At 73.2% G+C, this 23,230-nt stretch carries 23 protein-coding genes; 12 read left to right on the top strand and 11 right to left on the bottom strand.

Annotated elements, in window-relative coordinates:
• The first annotated feature begins 137 nt into the window (after positions 1-137).
• On the top strand, positions 138-1,949 hold the full coding sequence (locus ACIP37_RS10840) for a cholesterol oxidase substrate-binding domain-containing protein (protein ID WP_400804783.1): 1,812 nt from the start codon (positions 138-140) through the stop codon (positions 1,947-1,949).
• 21 nt (positions 1,950-1,970) lie between these two features.
• On the opposite strand, the gene ACIP37_RS10835 is transcribed toward ACIP37_RS10840, so the two are convergent.
• The gene (locus tag ACIP37_RS10835; protein ID WP_363367331.1) at positions 1,971-2,552 is read right to left on the bottom strand and encodes a helix-turn-helix domain-containing protein; all 582 of its coding nucleotides are present in this window, start codon (positions 2,550-2,552) and stop codon (positions 1,971-1,973) included.
• A gap of 164 nt (positions 2,553-2,716) precedes the next feature.
• On the opposite strand from ACIP37_RS10835, the gene ACIP37_RS10830 reads away from it, so the two are divergent.
• Positions 2,717-3,574 (top strand): AzlC family ABC transporter permease, encoded by an 858-nt coding sequence (locus ACIP37_RS10830; protein WP_400804786.1) that lies wholly within the window; start codon positions 2,717-2,719, stop codon positions 3,572-3,574.
• Positions 3,574-3,882 carry an AzlD domain-containing protein gene (locus ACIP37_RS10825; protein WP_400805274.1) on the top strand — a complete coding sequence of 103 codons (309 nt, stop codon included), beginning with the start codon at positions 3,574-3,576 and terminating at the stop codon, positions 3,880-3,882. The genes ACIP37_RS10830 and ACIP37_RS10825 overlap by 1 nt, the downstream gene beginning before the upstream one ends.
• Positions 3,883-3,893: 11 nt before the next feature.
• Here the strand turns inward: ACIP37_RS10825 and ACIP37_RS10820 are convergent, their stop codons facing one another.
• Positions 3,894-4,433, bottom strand: coding sequence for a GNAT family N-acetyltransferase (locus ACIP37_RS10820; protein WP_363579484.1), 540 nt, complete (start codon positions 4,431-4,433; stop codon positions 3,894-3,896).
• A 117-nt stretch (positions 4,434-4,550) separates the two neighbouring features.
• Here ACIP37_RS10820 and ACIP37_RS10815 point away from each other — a divergent pair, with 117 nt between their 5' ends.
• The 6 genes from ACIP37_RS10815 (at position 4,551) to ACIP37_RS10790 (ending at position 10,581) form a co-directional block, all read left to right on the top strand.
• A complete protein-coding gene (locus ACIP37_RS10815) occupies positions 4,551-5,729 on the top strand; it encodes an acyl-CoA dehydrogenase family protein (RefSeq protein ID WP_363579482.1) in 1,179 nt (392 codons plus the stop codon).
• Positions 5,730-5,792: 63 nt separating this feature from the next.
• Positions 5,793-6,173 (top strand): ADP-ribosylation/crystallin J1, encoded by a 381-nt coding sequence (locus ACIP37_RS10810; RefSeq protein ID WP_400804791.1) that lies wholly within the window; start codon positions 5,793-5,795, stop codon positions 6,171-6,173.
• A gap of 101 nt (positions 6,174-6,274) precedes the next feature.
• A complete protein-coding gene (locus ACIP37_RS10805) occupies positions 6,275-7,048 on the top strand; it encodes an ATP-grasp domain-containing protein (RefSeq protein ID WP_400805275.1) in 774 nt (257 codons plus the stop codon).
• A 128-nt stretch (positions 7,049-7,176) separates the two neighbouring features.
• Entirely contained in the window at positions 7,177-8,067 is an 891-nt protein-coding gene (locus ACIP37_RS10800) for an alkaline phosphatase family protein (RefSeq protein ID WP_363616554.1), read from the top strand.
• Positions 8,068-8,487: 420 nt separating this feature from the next.
• Positions 8,488-8,970, top strand: coding sequence for a hypothetical protein (locus ACIP37_RS10795; protein WP_363579474.1), 483 nt, complete (start codon positions 8,488-8,490; stop codon positions 8,968-8,970).
• Between the two features lie 318 nt (positions 8,971-9,288).
• On the top strand, positions 9,289-10,581 hold the full coding sequence (locus tag ACIP37_RS10790; protein ID WP_363579473.1) for a multidrug effflux MFS transporter: 1,293 nt from the start codon (positions 9,289-9,291) through the stop codon (positions 10,579-10,581).
• Positions 10,582-10,706: 125 nt separating this feature from the next.
• Here ACIP37_RS10790 and ACIP37_RS10785 read toward each other — a convergent pair whose 3' ends face one another.
• The 9 genes from ACIP37_RS10785 to ACIP37_RS10745 form a co-directional block, all read right to left on the bottom strand.
• The gene (locus ACIP37_RS10785) at positions 10,707-12,764 is read right to left on the bottom strand and encodes a glycosyl hydrolase family 18 protein (RefSeq protein WP_400804796.1); all 2,058 of its coding nucleotides are present in this window, start codon (positions 12,762-12,764) and stop codon (positions 10,707-10,709) included.
• A 622-nt stretch (positions 12,765-13,386) separates the two neighbouring features.
• Positions 13,387-13,995, bottom strand: coding sequence for a hypothetical protein (locus ACIP37_RS10780; RefSeq protein WP_400804799.1), 609 nt, complete (start codon positions 13,993-13,995; stop codon positions 13,387-13,389).
• Between the two features lie 243 nt (positions 13,996-14,238).
• The gene (locus ACIP37_RS10775) at positions 14,239-15,180 is read right to left on the bottom strand and encodes an ABC transporter substrate-binding protein (RefSeq protein WP_400804801.1); all 942 of its coding nucleotides are present in this window, start codon (positions 15,178-15,180) and stop codon (positions 14,239-14,241) included.
• Between the two features lie 39 nt (positions 15,181-15,219).
• Positions 15,220-15,897 (bottom strand): ABC transporter permease, encoded by a 678-nt coding sequence (locus tag ACIP37_RS10770; RefSeq protein ID WP_363579465.1) that lies wholly within the window; start codon positions 15,895-15,897, stop codon positions 15,220-15,222.
• Entirely contained in the window at positions 15,894-16,562 is a 669-nt protein-coding gene (locus ACIP37_RS10765) for an ABC transporter permease (protein WP_363579463.1), read from the bottom strand. Before ACIP37_RS10765 ends, ACIP37_RS10770 begins: the two co-directional genes overlap by 4 nt.
• A complete protein-coding gene (locus ACIP37_RS10760; protein ID WP_400804805.1) occupies positions 16,552-17,718 on the bottom strand; it encodes an ABC transporter ATP-binding protein in 1,167 nt (388 codons plus the stop codon). Before ACIP37_RS10760 ends, ACIP37_RS10765 begins: the two co-directional genes overlap by 11 nt.
• 398 nt (positions 17,719-18,116) lie before the next feature.
• Positions 18,117-18,503 carry a rhodanese-like domain-containing protein gene (locus ACIP37_RS10755; protein WP_363579460.1) on the bottom strand — a complete coding sequence of 129 codons (387 nt, stop codon included), beginning with the start codon at positions 18,501-18,503 and terminating at the stop codon, positions 18,117-18,119.
• Positions 18,497-19,087 (bottom strand): cysteine dioxygenase, encoded by a 591-nt coding sequence (locus ACIP37_RS10750; protein ID WP_400804808.1) that lies wholly within the window; start codon positions 19,085-19,087, stop codon positions 18,497-18,499. The genes ACIP37_RS10755 and ACIP37_RS10750 overlap by 7 nt, the downstream gene beginning before the upstream one ends.
• Before the next feature lie 194 nt (positions 19,088-19,281).
• Complete coding sequence (locus ACIP37_RS10745) at positions 19,282-19,359, bottom strand: putative leader peptide (RefSeq protein WP_106981192.1); 78 nt, start codon at positions 19,357-19,359, stop codon at positions 19,282-19,284.
• A 469-nt stretch (positions 19,360-19,828) separates the two neighbouring features.
• On the opposite strand from ACIP37_RS10745, the gene ACIP37_RS10740 reads away from it, so the two are divergent.
• The 3 genes from ACIP37_RS10740 to ACIP37_RS10730 all read left to right on the top strand — a co-directional run bounded on the left by ACIP37_RS10740 (position 19,829) and on the right by ACIP37_RS10730 (position 23,221).
• Positions 19,829-20,671 (top strand): nitrilase-related carbon-nitrogen hydrolase, encoded by an 843-nt coding sequence (locus tag ACIP37_RS10740; protein WP_400804811.1) that lies wholly within the window; start codon positions 19,829-19,831, stop codon positions 20,669-20,671.
• A gap of 11 nt (positions 20,672-20,682) precedes the next feature.
• Positions 20,683-22,113 (top strand): dihydropyrimidinase, encoded by a 1,431-nt coding sequence (gene hydA / locus ACIP37_RS10735; protein ID WP_400804814.1) that lies wholly within the window; start codon positions 20,683-20,685, stop codon positions 22,111-22,113.
• A gap of 76 nt (positions 22,114-22,189) precedes the next feature.
• Complete coding sequence (locus ACIP37_RS10730) at positions 22,190-23,221, top strand: TIGR03842 family LLM class F420-dependent oxidoreductase (protein WP_363616574.1); 1,032 nt, start codon at positions 22,190-22,192, stop codon at positions 23,219-23,221.
• Positions 23,222-23,230: the final 9 nt, after the last annotated feature.

The following is a 23,230-nucleotide window of genomic DNA, read 5'->3' as shown; positions in this document are numbered from 1 at the left end:
GCATGGCCGGGGGCACGGAAGACCGCAGGGGGACCGACCCGGGGGTGGAGTCGAGGACGGCCCCGGGCGCGGCTCCGCAGACGGGCCACGGGAAGCGCCGTGGAAACGCCAGGGGCGGCGGGCTCACCAGGCGGCAGATGCTCGGCGCCTCGGCCGCCCTGGGCGGCGCGGCCTGGCTGCTGCGCGGCACCATCGGCCCGGACAGCGCCGAGGCGGCCACCCCGGTGCCGCCCGGCCTGCCCGCCGGCACCGAGCTGTACCAGCGGGTCTTCCAGAACTGGTCCGGCGAGATCCGCACCGACCAGCTGTGGACCTGCGCGCCCCGCACACCGGAGGAGGTACCGGCGCTCGCCGACTGGGCGCACGCCAACGGCTGGCGCCTGCGTGCCACCGGCTACCGGCACACCTGGGCGCCGCTCACCGTCGCCAACGGGACCCCGGACAGCGCCCGCGTCCTGCTCGTGGACACCAGCCGCCACCTCACCGCGATGACCGCCGACTCGCCGACCACCGTCCGGGTCCAGACCGGCGCCACCATGGAGGACCTGCTCGCCCACCTGGCCGACCGGGGCCTCGGCCTGACCGCGTGCCCGGCACCCGGCGAACTGACCGTCGGCGGGGTGCTCGCCATCGGTGGCCACGGCACCGCCGTACCCGCCGCCCACGAACTCCGGCCGGAGGGGCACGGCTACGGCTCGGTCAGCAACCAGGTCGTCCGGCTCACCGCCGTCGTCCTCGACCCGGCCACCGGCCGCTACGCGCTGCGCACCTTCGAGCGCGCCGAGGCCGACAGCGCCGCCTTCCTCGTGCACCTGGGCCGCGCCTTCCTCACCGAAGTCGTGCTGCGGGCCGGCGCGGACCGGCCGCTGCGCTGCGTCAGCCGTCTCGACATCCCGGCCGCCGAACTGTTCGCCCGCCCCGGCACCGGAGGCGGCGGCGGTGGGCTCCTGGGTGGCCTGCTCGGCGGTGGCGGCCCGCGCACCCTCGCCGACTTCGTCGAGCGCGACGGTCGGGTCGAGGCGATCTGGTTCGCCTACACCGAGTACCCCTGGCTGAAGACCTGGAGCGTCGCCCCGGCCAAACCGCTGGGCTCCCTGCCCGTCGACCAGCCCTACAACTACCCCTTCTCGGACAGCATTCCGGAACCGGTCGCCCGGCTCGCCGGCCAGATCGTCGCCGGCGCCTGGGGATCGGCCCCGCTGTTCGGCCAACTCCAGTACCTGATCGCCAAGGTGGCGCTCACCGGCGACCTCACGGACGTCCTCCTCTCCGGCGGGCTGCTCCGCGACCTGCTCAGCGGCGACCTGATCACCCACCTGCTCGCCGGCGGCCTGCGCTCCGACCTCTGGGGCCCGTCGCGCAGCCTGCTGCAGTACGTCCGGCCCACCACCCTGCGGGTCACCGCCAACGGCTACGCGGTCCTCGCCAAGCGTGCCGACATCCAGTGGGTGGTCAGCGAATTCGCCGCCTACTACCGGAAGTTGCTCGCCGACTACCAGGCCCGAGGGGAGTTCCCGGTGAACGGCGCGGTGGAGATCCGGGTCACCGGCGTGGACGACCCGACCTCCTCCGGCGTCCCCGGCGCGCGGCCGCCGCTGCTGTCCGCGCTGCGTCCTCGGGCGGACCGTCCGGAGTGGGACACCGCGGTCTGGCTCGACGTCCTGGCCTTCCCCGGTACCCCGGGGCTGGAACGCTTCGCCCGCGACCTGGAGCAGTGGCTGCTGCACACCTTCGACGGCACCCGGGCGGGCCTGCGGGTCGAGTGGTCCAAGGGTTGGGCGTACACCGCCGACGCGGCCTGGTCCGACCCGGACCTGATCGGTCGGGTCATCCCCGCGAGCCTGCGCGACGGCGGCGGGCCGGGCTGGGATGAGGCGGTCGCCGTCCTGGACCGGCACGACCCGCACCGGGTGTTCGGAAACCCCTTCCTGGACGGGCTGTTGAAGTAGTGGAGCATATCTGGCGAGCCGTCAGATGTGTTCCATGACGATCACCGCGAGGGTGTCCGGCGCCAGCGCGCGGAAGACGTGCGGGGCGTCGCCCGGGTAGCTCACGTAGTCGCCCGGGCCCAGCTCGACCGGGGCCTCCGTCGGCCCGGCCAGCGCCCGGCCCGAGCCGACCAGCACGTGCTCGACGGTGCCGGGCATGTGCGGGTCGGAGGCCCGGGTCTCGCCCGGCTGCGCCTCGATCCGGTAGATGTCGCGCCGGGCGTTCGGCGGGCAGGAGGACAACACGGTCGCCGCGTAGTCGGCGCGCTCGGAGTGGGTCACCGGGCCCTCGCCGGCCCGGATCACCTTGACCGCCGGGCGCGGGGGGTCGACCAGGCGGCTGAACGGCACGTTCAGTGCGACGGCGAGGGCCCAGAGCGTCTCCACGCTCGGGTTGCCCGCGCCCGACTCCAGCTGGGAGAGCGTCGACTTGGCGATGCCCGCGCGCCGGGCCAGCTCCGCCATCGACAGCCCGCCGCGTTCGCGCTCGCGCCGGATGGAGACGGAGATCAGGCCGATCAGGTCCGCGCCGGAACCCGCGCTCGGGGTGGTCCGGTCACTCATGCTTGCCACTCACGCTCTCCTGGCTCCTTCTCCGGCTCCCGTGCGGCTGGTGCCGTTCATGCTGCCACTCGTGAGGGCGGCTGTCCGCATCCGCCCGCCGTTCGCCCTGTCGGTCCAATCGTTCGCCTTGACGAACGGCGGGCGTTGGGTTCAGGCTGTTGGACATGCGTTCGCCACTCCGAACACTGGAGCGTGCCACCCTTCGGGACATCGCTCTCGTCTGCCTCGCCGACGCGCTCGTCGGCGCCTCCTTCGGTGCGATCAGCGCCTCCGGCGGCCTGCCCCTGTGGGTGCCGGTCGCGCTCTCCGTCCTCGTCTTCGCGGGCGGCTCCCAGTTCGCGGCGGTCGGCGTGGTGCTGTCCGGCGGCGGTGCGCTCGCCGCCGTCGCCACCGGACTGGTGCTCAACGCCCGGCTGCTGCCCTTCGGCTTCGCCGTGGCCGACGTGCTCGACGGCCCGTGGTGGCGGCGGGTGTTCGGCGCGCAGCTGATCACCGACGAGACCGCCGCGTTCGTCCTGCGGCAGGACGACGGGCGACGGCGACGGGCCGCTTTCTGGCTCTGCGGACTGGCGTTGTTCGTGGTGTGGAACGTCTCGGTGGTCCTCGGGGCCCTGGCCGGCGGGCTGATCGGGGACACGGACGCGCTGGGCCTCGACGCGGCCTTCCCCGCCGTGCTGCTCGCGCTCGTGCTGCCCTCGCTCGCGGACCGCCGCGTCCGTACCGCCGCCGTGGCAGGCGCCGTCGTCGCGGTCGCGGCCACGCCGTTCGTCCCGGCGGGGCTGCCCGTCCTGCTCGCCCTCGTCGGGCTGTTGTTCGCCGGGCGGCCCGGAACGCGCGAGGGTCGCGAGGGCCGTGACGGTCGCGAGGGCCGTGACGGTCGTGAGGTGCGGGAGGGTCGTGAGGTGCGGGAGCCGCAGAACTCGCAGAACTCGCGGAACTCGCGGGAGTCGCGGGAGTCGCGGAAGGGGGCGTCGGTCGAGGAGCCGGGCGTCCCGGTGATCGAGCGGGAGGAAGCCCGATGATGCCGTTGTACGCCGTGCTGCTGCTGGCCGTCGGGACGTACGCCTTCCGCCTCGCCGGGCCGCTCCTCGGCCACCGGCTCGCCCTCTCGGAGCGCGTGCGGCACCTGCTCGCCGTCGCCGCGGCCGTACTGCTGGTCGCCCTGGTCGCCACCGGCGCCCTCACTCAGGGCCAGGGCTTCGCCGGTTGGGCCCGCCCGGCGGGCGTCCTGGTCGCCGGTGTGCTCGCGCTGCGGCGGGCGCCGTTTCCGGCGGTGGTGGTCGCGGGCGCGGCGGCGACGGCGCTGCTGCGGCTGTGCGGGGTGGGGTGAAGGGCGGTCCGTCAGCCGCCCAGCGCCTTGAAGAAGATCGTCGTCGGGTGCGCGCGCCCCGAGGGGTCGGTCGCGTAGTCCGGCACCGAACCGACCCGCGTCCACCCGGCCGCCTCGTACAGCCGCTCGGCCGGGCTGTCCGTCTCGGTGTCCAGCACCAGCAGCCGAAGCCCCAGCTCGGCCGCCCGCTCCTCCAGCACCGCCAGCAGCCGCCCGGCCAGCCGCTGCCCCCGGTCCGCCGGGTGCACCATCAGCTTGGCGACCTCGCCCCGGTGCCGCCCGTTCGCGGGCACCGCCGGGCGCAGCTGGATCGTCCCGGCGAGCCGCCCGTCGGCCTCCGCCCGGACCGTCCACAGCAGCAGCCGCTCCGCCGCGACCTCCGGGGCGAGCGCCCGCCACCACGCGACGGCCTCGGCCCGCCCCAGCGGTGCGAGGAAGCCGAGCGACCCGCCACCGTGGACGGTGTCGACCAGCAGCCCGGCCAGTTCCTCCGCCGCGCCGTCCAACTCCTCCGCCGTCACCTGACCGACCGCGTACGCCTCGCCCGCCATGTCGTCTTCCTCACTCGCTCGCGCCCGCCCACCGTCCGGGCGGTTGCGCCATACTCGCCGGTACCGCGCCGAGACCGGGATCCCGTCGATATCCCGCCGACACTACAAGGAGCTTCGATGACGAAGCCGACCCGGATCGACCCGTCCGACCTGCTCGCCGTCGGCGACCTGCTCTCCGACGAGGAGCGGCTGATCCGTGACACCGTCCGGAGGTTCACCGAGGAGCGGATCCGCCCGCACATCGGCGACTGGTTCGAGCGCGGCGTCTTCCCGGCCCGCGAACTCGCCCCCGAACTCGGCGCCCTCGGCGTGCTCGGCATGCACCTCGACGGCTACGGCTGCGCGGGCGCCGGCGCGGTGGCGTACGGGGTCGCCTGCATGGAGCTGGAGGCGGCCGACTCCGGGTTGCGCAGCTTCGTCTCGGTGCAGGGCTCGCTCGCGATGCGCTCGATCCACGCCTTCGGTTCCGAGGAGCAGAAGCAGCGTTGGCTGCCCGGCATGGCCGCGGGTGAGCTGATCGGCTGCTTCGCCCTCACCGAGCCGGACTTCGGCTCCGACCCGGCGAACATGCGGACCCGCGCGGTGCGCAAGGGCGGCGACTGGGTGCTCTCCGGCAGCAAGATGTGGATCACCAACGGCAGCATCGCCGACGTCGCCGTCGTCTGGGCGCAGACCGAGGAGGGCGTGCGTGGCTTCCTGGTCGAGCGCGGAGCGCGCGGCCTGACCGCCACCGACGTGCACGGCAAGCTCTCCCTGCGCGCCTCCGTCACGAGCGAACTCGCCTTCGACGAGGTGGTCCTGCCCGCCGACGCCGTCCTGCCGGGCGTCACAGGCCTGCGCGGACCGCTCTCCTCCCTCAACGAGGCCCGCTACGGCATCCTCTGGGGCACCGTCGGCGCCGCCCGCGACTGTTACACCGCCGCCCTCGACTACGCGAAGAGCCGGATCCAGTTCGGCCGCCCGATCGCCGGATTCCAGCTCACCCAGCACAAGCTCGTCGAGATGATGCTGGAGGTGGAGAAGGCCTACCTGGTCGCCCTGCGGATCGGCCGGCTCAAGGAGGAGGGCGCGGCCCGCCCGCCGCACGTCAGCTTCGGCAAGCTCAACAACGTCCGCACGGCGCTGGAGATCGCCCGCAGCGCCCGGACCGTCCTCGGGGCCAACGGCATCACCACCGAGTACCCGGTGCTGCGGCACGCCAACAACCTGGAGTCGGTGCTCACCTACGAGGGCACCAGCGAGATCCACACCCTGATCCTGGGCGAGGCCATCACCGGCGAGTCCGCCTACCACTGACGGGCCGTCCACCTCGGGAATTCCGGTGGCCGGGGCCGTCGCGGCCCGGCTACCGTGCCCACCGTGAACAGCAAGCCCACCACGCCCGGCACCGCCCCGACCACCACCCTCTGGCGCCCCACCGGCCCCGAGGAACTGGCCCTGGTCGAGGCGTCCGGCCGGCGCGCCTGGCCGCCCCGGCTGCCCGAGCAGCCGATCTTCTACCCCGTCCTCAACGAGGACTACGCGATCCGCATCGCCCGCGACTGGAACGTCCCCGCCTCCGGCGTCGGCTACGTCACCCGCTTCGAGGTCGACACCGCCTTCCTCGCCCGCTATCCGGTGCAGCGGGCGAGCGGCCGTACGATCCTCGAACTCTGGGTCCCGGCCGAGGAGTTGCCGGAGTTCAACCGGAACATCGTCGGCCGCATCGAGGTCGTCCACGAGTTCCGCCCCCAGCCGTGACGCGCCCCGCCGCGCCGGGCCCGGGTGAGGTGCGCCCGGGCGGGGCGCCCGCAACCGTGCCCCACTCGGCAGCGACGGCGCGCGAGGTGCGCTCGGACCACGTGCTGCTCAGCTCCGCCCAGCGGACCAGCACCACCGCGCTGCTCACCCAGGCCGCCGCCCGGCGCGGCCTCGACACCGCCGTCCTGGACGGCCCGGCCACGGTCGAGCGACTCGCGGGGCGGCCCGTCCACTGGTACGGCGGCCCGCTCTCCGCGGCCCGGATCGCCGGACCGCTCGGCCTCGCCCTGCTCGAACCCGACGACGACTGGCTCACCCGCCTGCCCGAGGAGTTCACCCGGCGCCGGATCGAGCTCACCACCCTCGCCGAGGCGTGGACGCTGCGCCGCCCGGCGTTCGTCAAGCCACCCGCCGACAAGTCGCTCCCGCCCGCGGTCTACCCGGACGGCACCCGCCTGCCGCGCGCCGGCGACCGGATCGGCCCCGACACGCCCGTCCTGGTCAGCGAGCCGGTGACCTTCGCCGCCGAGTACCGGCTGTTCGTCCGCGACGGCGAGGTGCTCACCGGTAGCCGCTACGCCCGCTTCGGCCGGCTCGACCCGGCGCCGCTGACCGCCGAGGCCGGCGCCTTCGCCCGGCTCCTGCTCGCGGCAGTCGGCGACACCCTGCCCAGCGCCGTCGCCCTGGACGTCGGCCCGATCGCGGACCCCTACGACCCGGTCGAGCACTGGGCCGTCGTCGAGGCGAACCTGCCGTGGTTCGCGCACTGCTACGCCGCCGACCCGGACCGCGTCCTGGACGTCGTGCTGCGCGCCGCCGGACCGGTCTCCCAACTCGGCCGGGCCGACCGCCGGTTCGTCCGTACGGCCGCCTGACACCCGGCGGACACCCCGCGTTCGGCGGGTGGATGCCGGACGGTACGGCGCGCGGTGGAGCATGGCGCGGTCGGCGGCGCCCTCGGCGGGCGCGGCCGGGTGTGCACGACCGAAAGGAACCCCCCGCCATGTCCGCTGCCCAGTGGCCCCGCCCCCGGGTGCTCGTCGTCGGGATCGACGGCGTCCGCCACGACTACCTGGAGCACGTGCCGATGCCGCGCCTCCAGGAGCTCGCCGAGGCCGGGTTCCTGGTGCCGGTGACCGTGGCGGACACCACGCCCACCATGTCCGGGCCGTGCTGGGCCACCATCGTCACCGGCGTCGAGCCCGCCAAGCACGGTGTCTGGGGCAACCACCTCGGCGGCAACCGGCTCGACGTGTTCCCCGACTTCGCCACCCGGCTCGCCCGCGGCGACCGCCGCCGCACCTTCGTCGCGGCCGGCTGGGACCCGCTGATGATCAACGAGTCCGGCGGCCCGCTGTTCCGCGCCCCCGGCCGGCTCTCGTACATCGCCCCGGCCGAGGACACCCCCGAAGCCTGGGAGGCCGTCGACGAGGAGGTCACCCGCGAGGCCGTCCACGTCCTGGGCACCGCCGACCCGGAGGCCTCCTTCGTCTACCTCGGCGCCGTCGACGAGACCGCCCACTTCCTCGGCTGCGGCGACGAGTACCGGGCGGCCATGCGCACCGCCGACGAACGCCTCGGCCGACTGCTCGACGCCGTCCGAGGCCGCGCCGACCACGCCGACGAGCAGTGGACCGTCATCGTCGTCACCGACCACGGCCACGTCGACGCCGGCGGCCACGGCGGCCGCACCGTCGAGGAGCGCACGGCCTGGGTCGCCTGCGCCGGGCACGGCATCCCGGCCGGCCCGCCTACCGGGGAGATCCGCCACCCGGACGTCGCCGCCCAGGTGTACGCCTCGCTGCTGCGCCCCATCGACCCGCACTGGACCCTCGACGGCCGACCCTTCCCGGTCGCCCGGCCGGTGCCGGAGACGGTGTCGGCGCCGATCTGACCGGTGCTCTGACCGGTGCTCTGATCGGCGGTCCGGCCTGTGCTCTGACCAACGATCCGACCAGCGATCCGACCCGGGGCCGGCACCGTCGCCGGCCCCGGGCCCGACGACGCCTCAGGGGCGCGCTGATGCATCCGGGTGCAGCAGGCCGGGCTGCGCCGGAGGCCGGCTTGAGTGACGCTCGATCGAGGCCCGGGCGGCACTTGAAGACGGTGTGCCAGCCTGGGCGCCCCACCGCGTAACCCCGAGACCGGGCCGCTGGACATACCTCTGAAGGTGGAGACGGTACCCCGTGGGATGGAGACAAGATCGCGACCTCGTGGTGACGCTCCGGAGGGACGGCAAGGGCCACGATGGATACACCCGGGCGGCAGACCTCGCCGACCGGACCGGAACCGGAGACGGAGAGGACAGACGGGCATGAAGGGCATCGTGAGCAAGGTCGCACTGGGAGTCGCGGGCACCGGCATGGCCGTCGCCGTGGCGGCCGTGGCAATCGGCCCGAGGGTGTCCGAGTGGTACGACGGACGCCACCAGGAGCAGGCCACCTACGACACCGGCAGCCAGGCCAAGGCCGAGCGCCGTTCGATGCCGACCTGGCTGCCCGACAACGCCTCTTCGGTGAAGTACCTGATGTCCACCACCGGCGACGACCGCCTGCTGCGCGCCACCCTCCCGGAAGGCCGGCTGCCCGTCGGCTGCAGCACCGGCCTGCCCGGCAAGTCCGCGCACTCGGTGCCGCTGTCGCTCAAGGCCGGCTGGTTCCCCGAGGGCGTCGCGGCCAAGGCCAGTGGCACCTGCGGGCACTACAACGTGACGCTCACCGGCAACCAGCTCTACGCGTGGCAGGACGGCGCGGCGGTGCAGGCGGCCCTGCGCGCGGAGCGGCCCACCAAGCACTGAGCCGGGTTCCGTGCGCTGAGCCGGGCACCCTGCACTGAGCCGGGCACCAAGCGCTGCGCCGGGTTCCGTGTACCGCGCCGGGTGCCCGCACCGAGCAAGCCGTGAGGCTCCGAGAACGCCGTCAGGCTCCGACCGGCCCGCCGGGCACCGACAGGTGCGGGCGGGCCGTCGTCGTGCGCGGGTGCCGCCGGTGTGGCCGACGGTGGACCAGCGGGAGGACCCCCGCTGTCGGAAACGGCCGGGGCTGCGATAGGACGGAGCGTGGACAAACCCGTCCCGCCCCCGTCCCGTCCCGTTCCCCGTTCCGTGAGGAGCCCCATGCCCGGCCCGACCGTCGGCCCTGCCGGCGACACGTCGACCGCTCCCTCCGCCGCCCCCACCACCGGCCAGTCCCGCCCCGGCCGGGCCACCATCGCCGTCCTGGGCGGTCTCGTGGCGCTCGGCCCGCTCACCACCGACCTCTACCTGCCCGGGCTGCCCGAGATCGCCGACGACCTGGTCGCCGAACCGGCCGCCGTCCAGCTCACCCTCACCTTCTCCATGTTCGGGGTCGCGGCCGGGCAGTTGCTTTTCGGACCGCTCAGCGACCGCTACGGCCGCCGCCCGCCGCTGCTCGCGGGGCTCGTCCTCTACACCCTGGCCAGCGTCGTGTGCGTGATCGCGCCGAGCCTGACGGTGCTGATCATCGCCCGCTTCATCCAGGGCGCGGCCGGATCCGCCGGGCTGGTCATCGGCCGGGCCGTCGCCCGGGACCGCTTCCAGGGCGTCGCGATGCTGCGGTTCCTGGCCTCCATCGCGCTGATATCCGGGCTGGCGCCGATCCTCGCCCCGATCCTCGGCGCGCAACTGATGCGGTTCACCTCGTGGCGCGGCACCTTCGGCGCGCTGACCGCGCTCGGGCTGCTCCTGACCCTGGCCGCCTTCGGGGCGCTGCGCGAGACCCTGCCGACGCAGAACCGGGGCACCGGCGGGGTGGGCGCGGCGCTGCGCACGATGGGGCGGTTGCTGCGCAACCTGCCGTTCCTCGGGCTGGCGCTGACCAGCGCCTTCGCCTTCGGTGCGCTGTTCGGCTACATCAGCGGGTCGTCCACGGTGCTTCAGCACGTGTACCAGGTCTCGCCGCAGACCTACAGCCTGCTGTTCGGGGCGAACTCGCTGGCCATCGTCGTCATGACGCAGTTGAACGGACGGGTGCTCGCGCGCCGCTTCGCCCCGCGGGGGCTGATGCTGGCCGGGCTGGCGACGGCGGTGGTCGCCGGGGTGGCGCTGGTGCTGCTGACGGCGGTCTGGGACTTCGGGCTGGTCGGGTTCTGCCCGCCGTTGTTCGTGATGATGGGCAGCATGGGTGTGGTCCTGCCGAACACGGCCGCGCAGGCGCTCAGCCTGGTCGAGCCGCGGGCGGCCGGGACGGCGTCGGCACTGCTCGGCACCGGCAACTTCCTGTGCGGGGCGGTGGTCGCACCGCTGAGCAGCCTCGGCGGCCGGCCGTCGTCGGTGCTGCTGGCGGTGGTCGTCCTGGCGAGCGGGGTGCTGGCGATGGTGGCGTACGTGACGCTGTGTCGGCCCGGGCGGATGAGAACGGCGGAGGTCGAGGTGGTGGCCGGGAGCTGACGGCCGCCGACCGGCGACGAACAACAAACAGAAAACAGATAACAGCTGACAGATGATGAAATCTGTCAGCTGTTATCTGTCATTCGTTCCCTGTCAGTCGTCAGTCGTCAGCCGTCGGGCGCAGCTCAGGCGATCGAGAAGTCGTCGCCGAAGACGTTGCCCTGGCCGTACCAGCCGTGCAGGTACACGGTGACGGTGCCGGAGGCGCCGGTGGTGAAGGGGACGGTCAGCTTGGTCCAGCCGGAGGCGTTGGTCCAGGAGCTGGCGGTGGCGTCACCGCTGACGCCGAGGTACGCGTAGTTGCCCTGCACCCAACCACTCAGCGTGTAGCTGGTGTTGGGCTTCAGCGTGACGGTCTGCGAGCACTCGCCGGTCTGGCCGGCGGTCGCCGCCGCCTGGAGCGCGTAGGAGCCGGAGTGGACCGGGGTGGAGACCACGGCGCCGCCGCTCTGGCAGGTCCACGGGGCGAGGCTGCCGGTCTCCAGACCGCCGTTGACCAGGCCGGTCGGCGGCGGGGTCGTCCCGGTGACGGTCAGCGCGTACGTGGCGGTGTGGGTGCCGGACGGCCCGGTGGCGGTCACGGTGAGCGGGTAGCTGCCCGCCGTGGTGGCAGAGGTGGTGGCGATGTTGAGGGTGGCGCCGGTGCCGGCGGTGACGCTGCCGGGGGTGACGGTGGCGGTGACGCCGGCCGGGGCGCCGCTGACCGACAGGTTGAGGCTCTGCGCCGAGCCCGCCGTCACTGCCGTGGCGATGGCCGCGGACGTGGACGAACCAGCGGCCAGGGTGCCGGAGTTCGGGTTCACCGCGACCGAGAAGTCGTTGCCGGGCTGGGTGCCCGTGACGTTCAGGGTGAAGACGCCGGTGTGACTGCCGGAGGCCGCGCTGCCGGTGACCGTCAGCTGGTAACTCCCGGGCGCCACCGCCGAGGTGGTGGTGACGTTGAGGGTGGCGCCGGTGCCGGCGGTGACGCTGCCGGGGGTGACGGTGGCGGTGACGCCGGCCGGGGCGCCGCTGACCGACAGGTTGAGGCTCTGCGCCGAGCCCGCCGTCACTGCCGTGGCGATGGCCGCCGACGTGGACGAACCAGCGGTGACCGTCGCGGAGTTGGGGTTGACGGCCACGGAGAAGTCGTTGGTCACCGTCGAGCCGCTGGTGAACGGCGCGAAGATGTGGGTGAAGTCCCAGGTGTTCTGGCTGATGCCGGAGCAGGAGTCGTCCCCCGCCTTGCCCGGGCAGCCGCCGTTGTCGCGCTGGAGCGCCCAGAAGGACAGTGTGTTGATGCCCTTCGACACCGCCCAGTTGTAGACGGTGGTGGCGTTGGCCACGGTGAAGGTCTCGGCCGCGCCGTAGTCGTCGATGCCGGGCATCTCGGTGATCCCGATCGAACCCCACAGCTGGGCTGGGGTCTTGGACGGGTAGAGCTTGGCGAGCTGGTTGTAGAGGCCCTGCGCGGAGGTCTGGGTGTCGGCCGCCATGTCGTGGGTGGCGCCGTCGTAGTAGTCGAAGGTCATCATGTTGACGACGTCGATCCGGGCGTTGTTGCTGACCGCGTTCTTCAGCACGGCGAGACCGCTGGAGGCGAGCCCGGTGGTGGTGGTCGGCAGCGTGTAGGAGAACTGGACGTTCCGCCCGTTGGTGGCGGCCCAGTCCTGCACGATCTTGATCGCCTTGTTGCGACGGTCGATTCCGGCCGTGTTGGTCAGCGAGTTGTCCTCGATGTCGAGGTCGATCCGGCTGACGTCGTAGGTGGTGACGAGGTTCTCGAAGGCTGCTGCGATCTGGTTGACGTCGGTGCAGCTGTCGGCCAGTTCGGTGCCGGTGTTGTCGGCGGTGTAGCCGCCGAAGGAGGGGATCACGTCCCCGCCGTTGGCCCGGATGGTGGCGATGTCGGCGCCGAAGGTCGAGGAGGAGACCGGCTTGGAGGTGTCGCCGTTCCAGTACGGGGTGCAGGAGCCCTTGGTGGCGGCCTGGAGGAACGCCATCGTCAGGTGCTTGGCCCCGGACTGGGCGGCCAGGGCGGCGGGGCTCTGCCCGGTCCAGGACTCGAAGTAGGGGGCGAAGACCCGGCTGGGGAGCGGGGTCGCGGCCTGGGCGGAGCCCGTCCCGGCGGCGACCAGGCCGGCCGAGGCGGCCAGCGTGGCACAGGCTGTCAGGGCCGCCTGGATGGTTCTGCGTAGACGCATGGATTCTCCAACATACGTGGTGGGGCAGGACGTTGGGGATGCGCGCATGATCGGGGCGCGACGGCCGTGTGGGGTCGGCTGCGCGGGCCCGGACGTGCGGACGTGTGGGTGTGCTGACGTGCGGGACTGCTGGGTGTCCGGATGTGCGGGCGCGCGGAAGCCCACCGACTCGCGCGGAGGCGGGTGGCGGGTACGCGTGTGCGCACGCCGTACGGAGCGGGGGTGGTGCGGGACAGGGCAGGGCAGGGCAGTGCCTCAGCCGCCGGTGGTCACACCCCCACAGTGCATCCCGGTCGGATCGACATGCTTATGGTTGGACTAGACCACTGGTCTGTCAAGAGACCTAACAGTTCGTCGACACACCGCCCTCGTGGCCGAAGGGCCGTCCGATCGGCCGGGTGTGCGCGGTGCGGCCGGGGCTGTGGAGGTGGGCGGTGCGGCGGAGGTGGCCGGTGGGGCGGGGTGGCCGCGCTGCCGAAGGGCGGATGCACCGAAGGATGGATCCGCCGAAGAGCGAAGGCGCCGAAGAGCGAAGGTGCCGTGGCCGCGCGCCCGTCGGCGGGAGCGCGGCCACGGCGGCCCGGTGCTCAGGACACCGGGCGGTTCGGGTGGACGCTCCGGGTCACGCCGGCGGCGGGCAGAGGGTGGTCCGCAGCGCGTCGTTGATCTTCGCGGCGGTGTCCGGTCCGAAGCCCTGCGGGTGGTCGGGCGAGGTGAAGCGCTGGTTGGCCAGCTCGACCAGCTTCGACTTGTCCTTGGGGAACTGGAACAGCGCCTGGCACTGGTTGCGGGCCCGGTCCACGGCCTGGTCCGGCTTGCCGCCGACGATTGCAGGGTCGATCGCGTCCAGCGCGGCGACCAGCTTGCCGGTCAGGTCGGTGCCCGGCTTTCCGGGCAGGCCGGCGTCGCTGGGGGGCGTGGGCTTGGCCGGGGCGGGGGCTCCGGAGGAACCGGAGTCCGGGGCGGGGGCCGAGGGGCTGTCGGGCGCGGGCGCCGAGGGGGCCGCGGGCACCGAGGGGGAGGCGGCCGGGTCGGGCGCGGAGGCCGAGGGCGACTCGGGCGCCGACGGCGTCGAGGCGGTGCCGGGGGCGGGAGCCGAGGCGGCGGCCGGGGTGGTGGGGGAGCCGGCCGCGGCGGTGGCCGGGTGGGGGCCCGGTCCGGAGCTGGAGCAGGCAGCGAGGCTCACCGCGGCGAATGCCGTGAGGGTGGCGGCGAGGAGACGAGTGCGCATGGCGTCACACTGTCATGTCCGCGGCGTCGAAGGGAAGATCCTCCCGCGAGCGCGGACGGCCCGGGAGGGGGACCTCCCGGGCCGCCGACTCGCCGCGTTCGCAAGACACGGGCGAGGCGCCAGCAAGGCACGGCCAGGGCACGGGCGAGGCGCCAGCAAGGCACGGCCAGGGCGCGGGCGAGGCGCCAGCAAGGAACGGCCGGGGCGCGACCGGGCACGGCCAAGGGGCCGGCCGAGGCGTGGTCAGCCGAGGCCGTTGGCCTTCAGCCAGTCCTTGGCCACCGCCGACGGGTCGTCCTTGTCGATCGCGACGCGCTTCATCAGCGCCGTCAGCCCCGCCGTGTCGAGCTTGGCCGACACCGCGTTGAGGGCCGCCGTCGCGGTGGGGTTCACACTCGCCTTGTTGACCAGCGGGGTGACGTTCTGCGCGCCGAAGAGGTTCTTCGGGTCGGTCAGCGGGACGAGCTTCAGCTGGACGATCTTCGGGTCGGTGGTGAACACGTTGCCGACCTGGATGGTGCCGTCCTTGAGCGCGTTCGCGGTGGCGTCGCCGGTGGGCTTCCACTCCTTGAAGTTCAGCCCGTAGACGTCCTTGAGCTGCTGCTCGCGGCGGGACTTGAACTCCGGCGGACCGCCTATCGTGAACTCGCCCGCCTTGGCGGCCAGGTCGGCGATGCTCTTGAGGCCGTACTTGTCGGCGTTCTCCTGGGCGACGCTGAGCGAGTCCTTGTCCTCGGCGGGGGAGGAGTCGAGGATCCCCAGCGCGGCGGGCAGCGTCTTGGCCAGCGCCGCGTTCACCTCCTCGGTGGTGGCGGCGGTGGACTTGGCGTCCAGGTAGGCGAGCAGCGAGCCGTTGTACTCGGGCAGGACGCTCAGGCTGCCGCTCTGGAGCTGCCCGTAGAGCACCTCGCGGCTGCCGATGTTGAACTTCTCCTCGACCTTGACGCCCTTGGCCTTGAGGGCCTGCGAGTAGATCGAGCCGAGCAGCACGTTCTCCGGGAAGTTCGCCGAGCCGACGACCACCGTCGAGCCGGCGCCGGCGCCCGAGGCGGCGGGGGAGCCCGCCGCGGAGCCGCCGCCGAGCGGGTCGCCGCCGCCGGAGGAGCCGCAGGCGGTGGCGCCGAGGGCGAGTGCGGCGAGCGTGCCGAGGACGACGGCGCGCCTGCTTCCGTGGTTTGTCGACATGGTGACAGATGTCCTTCCGGAGAGGATGGGGAACGAGGTTCAGCGGGCCCGGCGCTGGGCGCGCATCCCGGGCGGGAGCGCGTACCGGGCGAGCAGGGCGAAGAACAGCTGGGCGCCGACCGCGAGCAGCACCACCAGCAGTGCGCCGCCGACGGTGACGGCGTACTTGCGGGTGGCCAGTCCGTCGATGACGTAGCGGCCGAGGCCGCCCAGCCCGACGTACGCGGCCACGGTGGCGGTCGCGATCACCTGGACGGTCGCGGTGCGAAAGCCCGCCAGCAGGGTCGGCGCCCCGGATGGCAGGCAGACCTGCCACAGCACCTGCGGGTGGGTCAGCCCGATGCCGCGCGCCGCGTCCCGGACGTCCGGGTCGGTGCCGCGCACCCCCTCGACGGCGGCCACCAGCAGCGGCGGCGCGGCGAGCGCGACCAGCGGGATCAGCACGGCCGTGTCCCCGACCCCGCCGAGCAGCACCGCCAGCGTCACCAGGCCGAGCGTCGGCAGGGCGCGGGTGGCACCGGCGAAGGCCGTCACGAGCGTGACGCCGCGCCCGGTGTAACCGATCAGCAGCCCGAGCGGCACGGCGAGCAGCGCTGCGAACAGCAGGGCCTCGCCGGAGAGCACCAGGTGCTCGGTGATCCGGTGCACGATCGAGTCCGGGCCGCTGCGGTGGTCGGGGGCGGAGAAGAAGTCGCCCAGCCAGTTCAGCCAGTTCACGAACCGGCTCCCTTCTCCCGGACGGCCCAGGGCGCGAGCAGCCGGCGGGCGCCCACCAGCAGCAGGTCGACGGCCAGCGCGAGGGCGGCGATCAGCGCGATGCCGGCCACGATCGGGGTCGGGAACGTGCGCTGGAAGCCGTCGATGAACAGGTAGCCGAGCCCGCCGCGCCCGATCAGCGCGCCGACGCTGGCCAGCGAGATGCTGGACACCGCCGCGACCCGCAGCCCGGCGATCAGGTACGGCACGGCGGCAGGCAGCTCGACGGAGGTCAGCCGGTGCCACGGCCCGTACCCCATCGCGGTGGCGGCCTGCCGGACCGGGTCCGGGACGGCGCGCAGGCCGTCCACGGTGGTCGGCAGCAGCACGGCGAGCGCGTAGAAGGTGAGCGGGATCATCACGGTGGCCTGGGTGGCGAGGCCGGTGTAGGGGATGAGCACCACGAACACGGCCAGCGAGGGCAGCGCGTAGACGATGTTGAAGACGGCGGACAGCGGTTGGTACAGCCGGGGGAAGCGGGTGCAGGCCAGGCCCAGCGGGACGGCCAGCAGCAGGCCGATGAGCACCGGAAGCAGGGAGATCACGGCGTGGTCGGCGAGCAGGTCGCCGAGGTAGCCGAGGTGGTCGCCGATCCAGTACCAGCGGACGATCGGTTCACCGTCCACCGGCCGCCCCGTCCGTGAGGTCACCGGCCGCCGCGCCGGCTGCCGCACCGCCCGCCGCGTCCACAGGGCCACCGGCTCCCGCACCGCCCGCCGTGCCCGCTGCGTCGGCCGCCGCGGCGGCCACAGGGGTGGACAGTGCGGCGAGGACGGCCTCGCGGCTCGCGGTGCCGGTGGCCCGGCCGTCGGCGTCCAGGGCCACGGCGGCCCCGGCGGGGGAGAGGACGGCGGCGTCCAGCGCGGTGCGCAGGGTGTCGGCGTCCGGCCGGTAGCCGGAGACCGGGTGCAGCTCGGCGGTGGCGGCGTCGCGGTCGATCCAGCCGATCGGGCGGCGCTCGTCGTCCAGCGCCAGTTCCCAGCCGCCGTAGCGCAGCCCGTCGGCCACCGGGCGGACGGCGATGGTGGTCGCGGGGCGCAGGGCGAGGCCGCGCAGGCCCCGGTCGCGGCCGAGGAAGGCGGCCACGCCGTCGTCCGCGGGGGTGGTGAGCAGGGTGTGCGGGTCGGCGAGCTGGGCGATCCGGCCGTGTTCGCGCAGGACCACCACCTGGTCGCCGAGCCGGACGGCCTCCTCGATGTCGTGGGTGACGAACAGCACCGTCTTGTGCAGCTCGGACTGGAGCCGCAGCAGTTCCTCCTGGAGCCCGGCGCGCACCACCGGGTCGACGGCGCTGAACGGCTCGTCCATCAGCAGCACCGGCGGGTCGGCCGCGAGGGCGCGGGCCACGCCCACCCGTTGCTGCTGGCCGCCGGACAGCTGGAACGGGTACCGCTTGCCGGTCTCGGGAGCGAGCCCGACCAGTTCGAGCAGTTCGGCGGCCCGGGCGCGGGCCTTCTTGCGGTCCCAGCCGAGCAGGTAGGGCACGGTGGCGACGTTGTCGATCACCTTGCGGTGCGGGAACAGGCCGGCCTGCTGGATCACGTAGCCGATGCCACGGCGCAGCTTGGCGGGCTCCAGTTCGGCGACGTCCGTGTCGTCCAGCAGCACCCGGCCCGAGGTCGGCTCGACCATCCGGTTGACCATGCGCAGCAGGGTGGTCTTGCCACACCCGGACGGTCCGACCAGGACGGTTATCCGACCGGTCGGGACGTCCAGGTCCAGGCCCTCGACGGCGATGGTGCCGTCGGGGTGGCGCTTGCCGGCGCCCTCGAATCTGATCACGGGGAGTTTCCTCGTCAGGGCGCCCCGGGGAGGCGGCGCCTGTTTCGGTCGTACGGTTGATGGCGGTTCGTCGACAAGCGGCGACGGCGTGGGCCGTACCGGCCGCTGCCGTGACGGCGTCTGTCGGATCGACCGCCCGGGCGTTCTTCCGCCCGCGTGGCTGCCCAGCTTCGGACCGGCGGAAACTCTGATCAGACTATGACCTGCATCATCTCCTGTCTCTCACTTACCACCCGGCACGGGGCCCGGACCCCGCCTCCGGACGGCCGGGGCCGACCGGACGCCCGACGTTCCGGCAGGTCAGAGGGGTGGGACACGGACACCCTGACGGCGGGTCGAGGGCTCGGGCCCCGGACGATCAGCCCGTCAGCCGCCGAGCGCCCCGGCCCTCCAGACTCTCAGCCGCCCCGGCGCGTCGGCAGCCCGGAGGCCGCCCAGCCGACGAAGCCGCCGTCCAGATCGGTCGCCCGGTGCAGCCCCAGCTCGCGCAGCGAGGCCGCCGCCAGGCTGGAGGCGTACCCCTCCGAGCAGACCACGATCACCTCGACGTCGTAATCCGACGCCTCGGGGATCCGGTGACTGCCCGTCGGGTCCAGCCGCCACTCCAGGACGTTGCGCTCGATGATCAGCGAGCCGGGGATCTCCCCCTCCGCCGCCCGCTGCGCCGCCGGACGGATGTCCACCAGCAGCGCGCCGTCCAGCTGCGACTGGTACGCCTCTCGGGCGCGCGGACGGTGGACGCCCTCGCGGGCCCGCTCCACCAGGTCGTCGATCGTGGTCACCATTGCTCCGGTCCTTCCTCCGAGGTACGGACGAGCCCGCCGGCCCGCAGGTCGTAGTGCGCCATCGAGCCCAGCGGGGGCGAGTAGGCGTGCAGGGTCACGGCCGGGCCGGACGCGGTGTTGCGCACGTCGTGCACGTACTCGGGGCCGAAGGCGCGGGCGGTGCCGGCCGGGACCCGGCGGATCAGCAGGCCCTGCTCCGGCCCGCCGAGGGACAGCTCCTCCAGCTCGCCGAGGGCGACGGTGAACGCGCCGCGCGAGCCGCCGTGGTCGTGGAAGCCGGTGGACTGGCCGGGCAGCCAGCTGATCAGCCACACCTCGTGGTCGTCGTCGGCCACCAGCCGCCGATACCAGCGCTCCTCGGTGGAGAGCCGGACGAGGTGGATCCACTGGTCGGGCTGTTCGGCCAGTTCGCGGACGACGGTGCGCAGGGCGCTCGGGGTGAGCGGCGCGCGGGTCTCCGCGGTGGCGGTGGCGGTGGCCGTGGCCGTGGCCTTGGCCTTGGCTGTTCTGGCCGGTGCCGGTGCCGGTGCCGGGGTCGGGGCTTGGGCGGCAGCGGGTTCGTCGGGGGCGAGGTTCAGGCTCATGGGGGCGTCCTCGGGTGCAGCGGGAACGTCGGCGGGGTGCGCCCTGGTCCGGCGGCGGGCGAGGGCACGGGCCGACGGAGCGGCACGGCACGCGCGGATGCGCCGGGCGGGGCGGGAATCAGAACGCTGGGTGCGGGTGTGCGGCGCGGGCCCTGGCGGACGTCACAGGGCGGGGGCAGCGCGGAGAGCCAAGGTCAACAGGCACAGATGGAACTCGCCTGGCGTCGCAGATCGACGTGCAGGCGGCAGACCAGAGTGGTGCCGGTGTCCATGCGCCGGATCCTTCCCGAGCCAACCGGACGAAGTCAAGCCGGATGGGGCCGGATCGCCCGGCTCCGCCGCCGGTCGGCTCGCCGCCGGCTGCCCGTTACCCCTCGGCCGGCCGCCTTCGGCTGCGCCGCGCTAATCCACCCCGGCCGAGCGGCCGACCGGCCGTCGAGCCGTTCTGGACCGGAACCGCCGAACGGCACTCGCATGCGTAAGGACCCCACTCGCGGGGTAAATGATCGTTTCATCCCATCCAGGACCCTCTGCGTGTCCGCGTCACGAGATCGCCCCAGATGCGTTACCGCCAACGTATTGTCAGGCCACCGAGGCCCGGCCTACGGTCTACAGGCCGCTTTCTACGCACGTAGACCCCTGTGGATCCCCGTCGGTCCGCAGACGAGACCCGCCCGCCCCGTCAACCCTCAGACCGCAGGCCCGACCCCATGGCCGGGCGGCGGAGTTGCGGAGGTATCCATGTCGCAGATCGTCCGTGCCGCGCTCGTCCAGACCCGCTGGACCGGCGACCAGGAGAGCATGATCGCCCTTCACGAGCGGTACGCCCGCGAGGCCGCCGCCCAGGGCGCGAAGATCATCGGTTTCCAGGAGGTCTTCAACGCCCCGTACTTCTGTCAGGTCCAGGAAGCCGAGCACTACCGCTGGGCCGAAGCCGTCCCCGACGGCCCCACCGTCCGCCGGATGCAGGACCTCGCCCGTGAACTCGGCCTGGTGATCGTCGTCCCGGTCTACGAGGAGGAACAGGCCGGGGTCTACTACAACACCGCCGCCGTCATCGATGCCGACGGCAGCTACCTCGGCAAGTACCGCAAGCACCACATCCCGCAGGTCAAGGGCTTCTGGGAGAAGTACTACTTCAAGCCCGGCAACCTCGGCTGGCCCGTCTTCGACACCGCCGTCGGCAAGGTCGGCGTCTACATCTGCTACGACCGCCACTTCCCCGAGGGCTGGCGAGCCCTGGGCCTGGCCGGAGCGCAGATCGTCTACAACCCCTCCGCCACCAGCCGAGGCCTCTCCGCCTACCTCTGGCAGCTGGAACAGCCCGCCGCCGCCGTCGCCAACGAGTACTTCGTCGCCGCCATCAACCGCATCGGCACCGAGGAGTACGGCGACAACGACTTCTACGGGACCTCCTACTTCGTCGACCCGCGCGGCCAGTTCGTCGGCGACGTCGCCTCCGACAAGGAGGAGGAGCTCGTCGTCCGCGACCTCGACCTCGGCCTGATCGAACAGGTCCGCCAGCAGTGGGCGTTCTACCGGGACCGCCGCCCCGACTCCTACGGACCGCTCGCCGAGGCCTGAGGAGCAGCGCGATGACCACCCGCGACCCGCACCAGCGCACCATCGTCCGCGGCGGCCTCGTCATCACCGCCGCCGACGAACTCCACGCCGATGTCCTCATCGAGGGCGAACGCATCGCCGCCCTCGCCACCACCGGCAGCTCCGCCGCCGAGGCCTGGAGCGCCGACACCGTCATCGACGCCACCGGCCACTACGTCATCCCGGGCGGCGTCGACGCCCACACCCACATGGAACTGCCCTTCGGCGGCACCTCGGCCTCCGACACCTTCGAGACCGGCACCCGGGCCGCTGCCTGGGGCGGCACCACCACCATCGTCGACTTCGCCGTGCAGTCCGTCGGCGGCTCGCTGCGCGAGGGCCTGGACACCTGGCACGCCAAGGCCGACGGCAACTGCGCCGTCGACTACGCCTTCCACACCATCGTCTCCGACGTCAACGAGGGCGTCCTCAAGGAGATGGACGCCCTCGTCGACTCCGGCGAGTCCACCTCCTTCAAGCTCTTCATGGCCTACCCCGGCGTCTTCTACAGCGACGACGGCCGCATCCTGCGCGCCATGCAGCGCGGCGCGGTCAACGGTGGGCTGATCATGATGCACGCCGAGAACGGCATCGCCATCGACGTCCTGGTCGAACAGGCCCTCGCCGCCGGGCACACCGCACCCCGCTACCACGGCGAGGTCCGCCGCGAACTCCTGGAGGCCGAGGCCACCCACCGGGCCATCAAGCTCGCCCAGGTCGCCGGCAGCCCGCTCTACGTCGTCCACGTCTCCGCGGCCGCCGCCCTCGCCGAGCTCGTCCAGGCCCGCGACGCCGGGCTCAACGTCTTCGGCGAGACCTGCCCGCAGTACCTGTTCCTCTCCACCGACAACCTCGCCGAGACCGGTGCCGACGGCTTCGAGGGCGCCAAGTACGTGTGCAGCACGCCGCTTCGGCCGCGCGAGCACCAGGAGACGCTCTGGCGCGGACTGCGCGCCAACGACCTCCAGGTGGTCTCCACCGACCACTGCCCGTTCTGCTTCACCGGGCAGAAGGAACTCGGCCGCGGCGACTTCTCGAAGATCCCCAACGGCCTGCCCGGCGTGGAGAACCGGATGGACCTGCTCCACCAGGCCGTCGTGGACGGGCACATCACCCGTCGGCGCTGGATCGAGATCGCCTGCACCACGCCCGCCCGGATGTTCGGGCTGCACCCGCGCAAGGGCACCATCGCGCCCGGCGCCGACGCCGACCTCGTCGTCTACGACCCCACCGCCGTGCAGACCGTCTCCGCCGCCACGCACCACATGAACGTCGACTACTCGGCGTACGAGGGCCGCCAACTCACCGGCCGCGCCCGCACCGTGCTCTCGCGCGGCACCGTCGTGCTGGACGGCGAAACCTGGCTCGGCCGGGCCGGCCACGGCACGTTCCTGCGCCGCGACACCTGCCAGTACCTGACCTGACCACTCTCCCGCGCCGCCGCCCGGGCCTGTGCGCACGACCGCCCGGGCGGCGGAACCACCCTCCCCGGAGCCACCCATGGACATCGGCCTCGTCCTGCAGACCGACCCGCCCGCCCGCCTGCTCATCGACCGGATGATCCGCGCCGAACAGGCCGGGTTCAGCCACGGCTGGACCTTCGACTCCTGCGTCCTGTGGCAGGAGCCGTTCGTCATCTACAGCCGGATCCTCGCCGAGACGCGGAGGTTGACCGTCGGACCGATGGTCACCAACCCCTCCACCCGGACCTGGGAGGTCACCGCCTCCCTGTTCGCCACGCTCAACGACATGTACGGCAACCGCACCGTCTGCGGCATCGGCCGCGGCGACTCCGCCATGCGGGTCGCCGGACGCCACCCCGCCACCCTCGCCCGGCTCTCCCAGGCCATGCACGCCATCAAGGAGCTGGCCGAGGGGCGGACGGTCGAGGTGGACGGCACCGAGATGCACCTTCCGTGGGTCGGCCCAGGCGCCCAACTCCCCATCTGGATGGGCGCGTACGGGCCGAAGGCGCTCGCACTGACCGGTCGTCAGGCCGACGGATTCATCCTCCAGCTGGCCGACCCGTACCTCACCGAGTACATGGTCAAGGCGGTGCGGTCCGCAGCGGCCGAGGCCGGCCGGGACCCGGACGCCGTCACCATCTGCGTCGCCGCCCCCGCCTACGTGACCGCCGACGACTCGCCCGCCGCGCTCGCCCACGCCCGGGAGCAGTGCCGCTGGTTCGGCGGGATGGTCGGCAACCACGTGGCCGACCTGGTCAGCCACTACGGCGCACACTCCGAGCTCGTCCCGGAGGCCCTCACCGACTACATCAAGGGCCGCCAGGGCTACGACTACAGCCACCACGGCCGGGCCGGGAACCCCGACACCGCCTTCGTGCCGGACGAGATCGTCGACCGCTTCTGCCTCATCGGCCCGCCGCAGGCCCAACTCGCCCGCCTGGAGCACCTCCGCTCCCTCGGCGTCGACCAGTTCGCCGTCTACGCCATGCACGACGCCGTCGAGGCCACCATCGACGCCTACGGGACCGACGTCATCCCGCACCTGTCCCGCCAACCCCAGACGTAACGCCATTCA

This window comes from Kitasatospora sp. NPDC088861, from assembly GCF_044750105.1.
In the GTDB taxonomy this organism is placed as follows: Bacteria; Actinomycetota; Actinomycetes; order Streptomycetales; family Streptomycetaceae; genus Kitasatospora.
Note: the sequence above shows the minus strand (reverse complement) of the source record. Positions and strands in the feature narration are given on the sequence as shown.

Excerpts from the sequence above, each read along its gene's own strand:
- ACIP37_RS10840 (WP_400804783.1), top strand. The coding sequence starts at position 138 with ATGCTCGGCGCCTCGGCCGCCCTGGGCGGCGCGGCCTGGCTGCTGCGC.
- ACIP37_RS10835 (WP_363367331.1), bottom strand. The coding sequence starts at position 2,552 with ATGAGTGACCGGACCACCCCGAGCGCGGGTTCCGGCGCGGACCTGATC.
- ACIP37_RS10830 (WP_400804786.1), top strand. The coding sequence starts at position 2,717 with ATGCGTTCGCCACTCCGAACACTGGAGCGTGCCACCCTTCGGGACATC.
- ACIP37_RS10825 (WP_400805274.1), top strand. The coding sequence starts at position 3,574 with ATGCCGTTGTACGCCGTGCTGCTGCTGGCCGTCGGGACGTACGCCTTC.
- ACIP37_RS10820 (WP_363579484.1), bottom strand. The coding sequence starts at position 4,433 with ATGGCGGGCGAGGCGTACGCGGTCGGTCAGGTGACGGCGGAGGAGTTG.
- ACIP37_RS10815 (WP_363579482.1), top strand. The coding sequence starts at position 4,551 with ATGACGAAGCCGACCCGGATCGACCCGTCCGACCTGCTCGCCGTCGGC.
- ACIP37_RS10800 (WP_363616554.1), top strand. The coding sequence starts at position 7,177 with ATGTCCGCTGCCCAGTGGCCCCGCCCCCGGGTGCTCGTCGTCGGGATC.
- ACIP37_RS10795 (WP_363579474.1), top strand. The coding sequence starts at position 8,488 with ATGAAGGGCATCGTGAGCAAGGTCGCACTGGGAGTCGCGGGCACCGGC.
- ACIP37_RS10790 (WP_363579473.1), top strand. The coding sequence starts at position 9,289 with ATGCCCGGCCCGACCGTCGGCCCTGCCGGCGACACGTCGACCGCTCCC.
- ACIP37_RS10785 (WP_400804796.1), bottom strand. The coding sequence starts at position 12,764 with ATGCGTCTACGCAGAACCATCCAGGCGGCCCTGACAGCCTGTGCCACG.
- ACIP37_RS10780 (WP_400804799.1), bottom strand. The coding sequence starts at position 13,995 with ATGCGCACTCGTCTCCTCGCCGCCACCCTCACGGCATTCGCCGCGGTG.
- ACIP37_RS10775 (WP_400804801.1), bottom strand. The coding sequence starts at position 15,180 with ATGTCGACAAACCACGGAAGCAGGCGCGCCGTCGTCCTCGGCACGCTC.
- ACIP37_RS10755 (WP_363579460.1), bottom strand. The coding sequence starts at position 18,503 with ATGGTGACCACGATCGACGACCTGGTGGAGCGGGCCCGCGAGGGCGTC.
- ACIP37_RS10750 (WP_400804808.1), bottom strand. The coding sequence starts at position 19,087 with ATGAGCCTGAACCTCGCCCCCGACGAACCCGCTGCCGCCCAAGCCCCG.
- ACIP37_RS10745 (WP_106981192.1), bottom strand. The coding sequence starts at position 19,359 with ATGGACACCGGCACCACTCTGGTCTGCCGCCTGCACGTCGATCTGCGA.
- ACIP37_RS10740 (WP_400804811.1), top strand. The coding sequence starts at position 19,829 with ATGTCGCAGATCGTCCGTGCCGCGCTCGTCCAGACCCGCTGGACCGGC.
- hydA (WP_400804814.1), top strand. The coding sequence starts at position 20,683 with ATGACCACCCGCGACCCGCACCAGCGCACCATCGTCCGCGGCGGCCTC.
- ACIP37_RS10730 (WP_363616574.1), top strand. The coding sequence starts at position 22,190 with ATGGACATCGGCCTCGTCCTGCAGACCGACCCGCCCGCCCGCCTGCTC.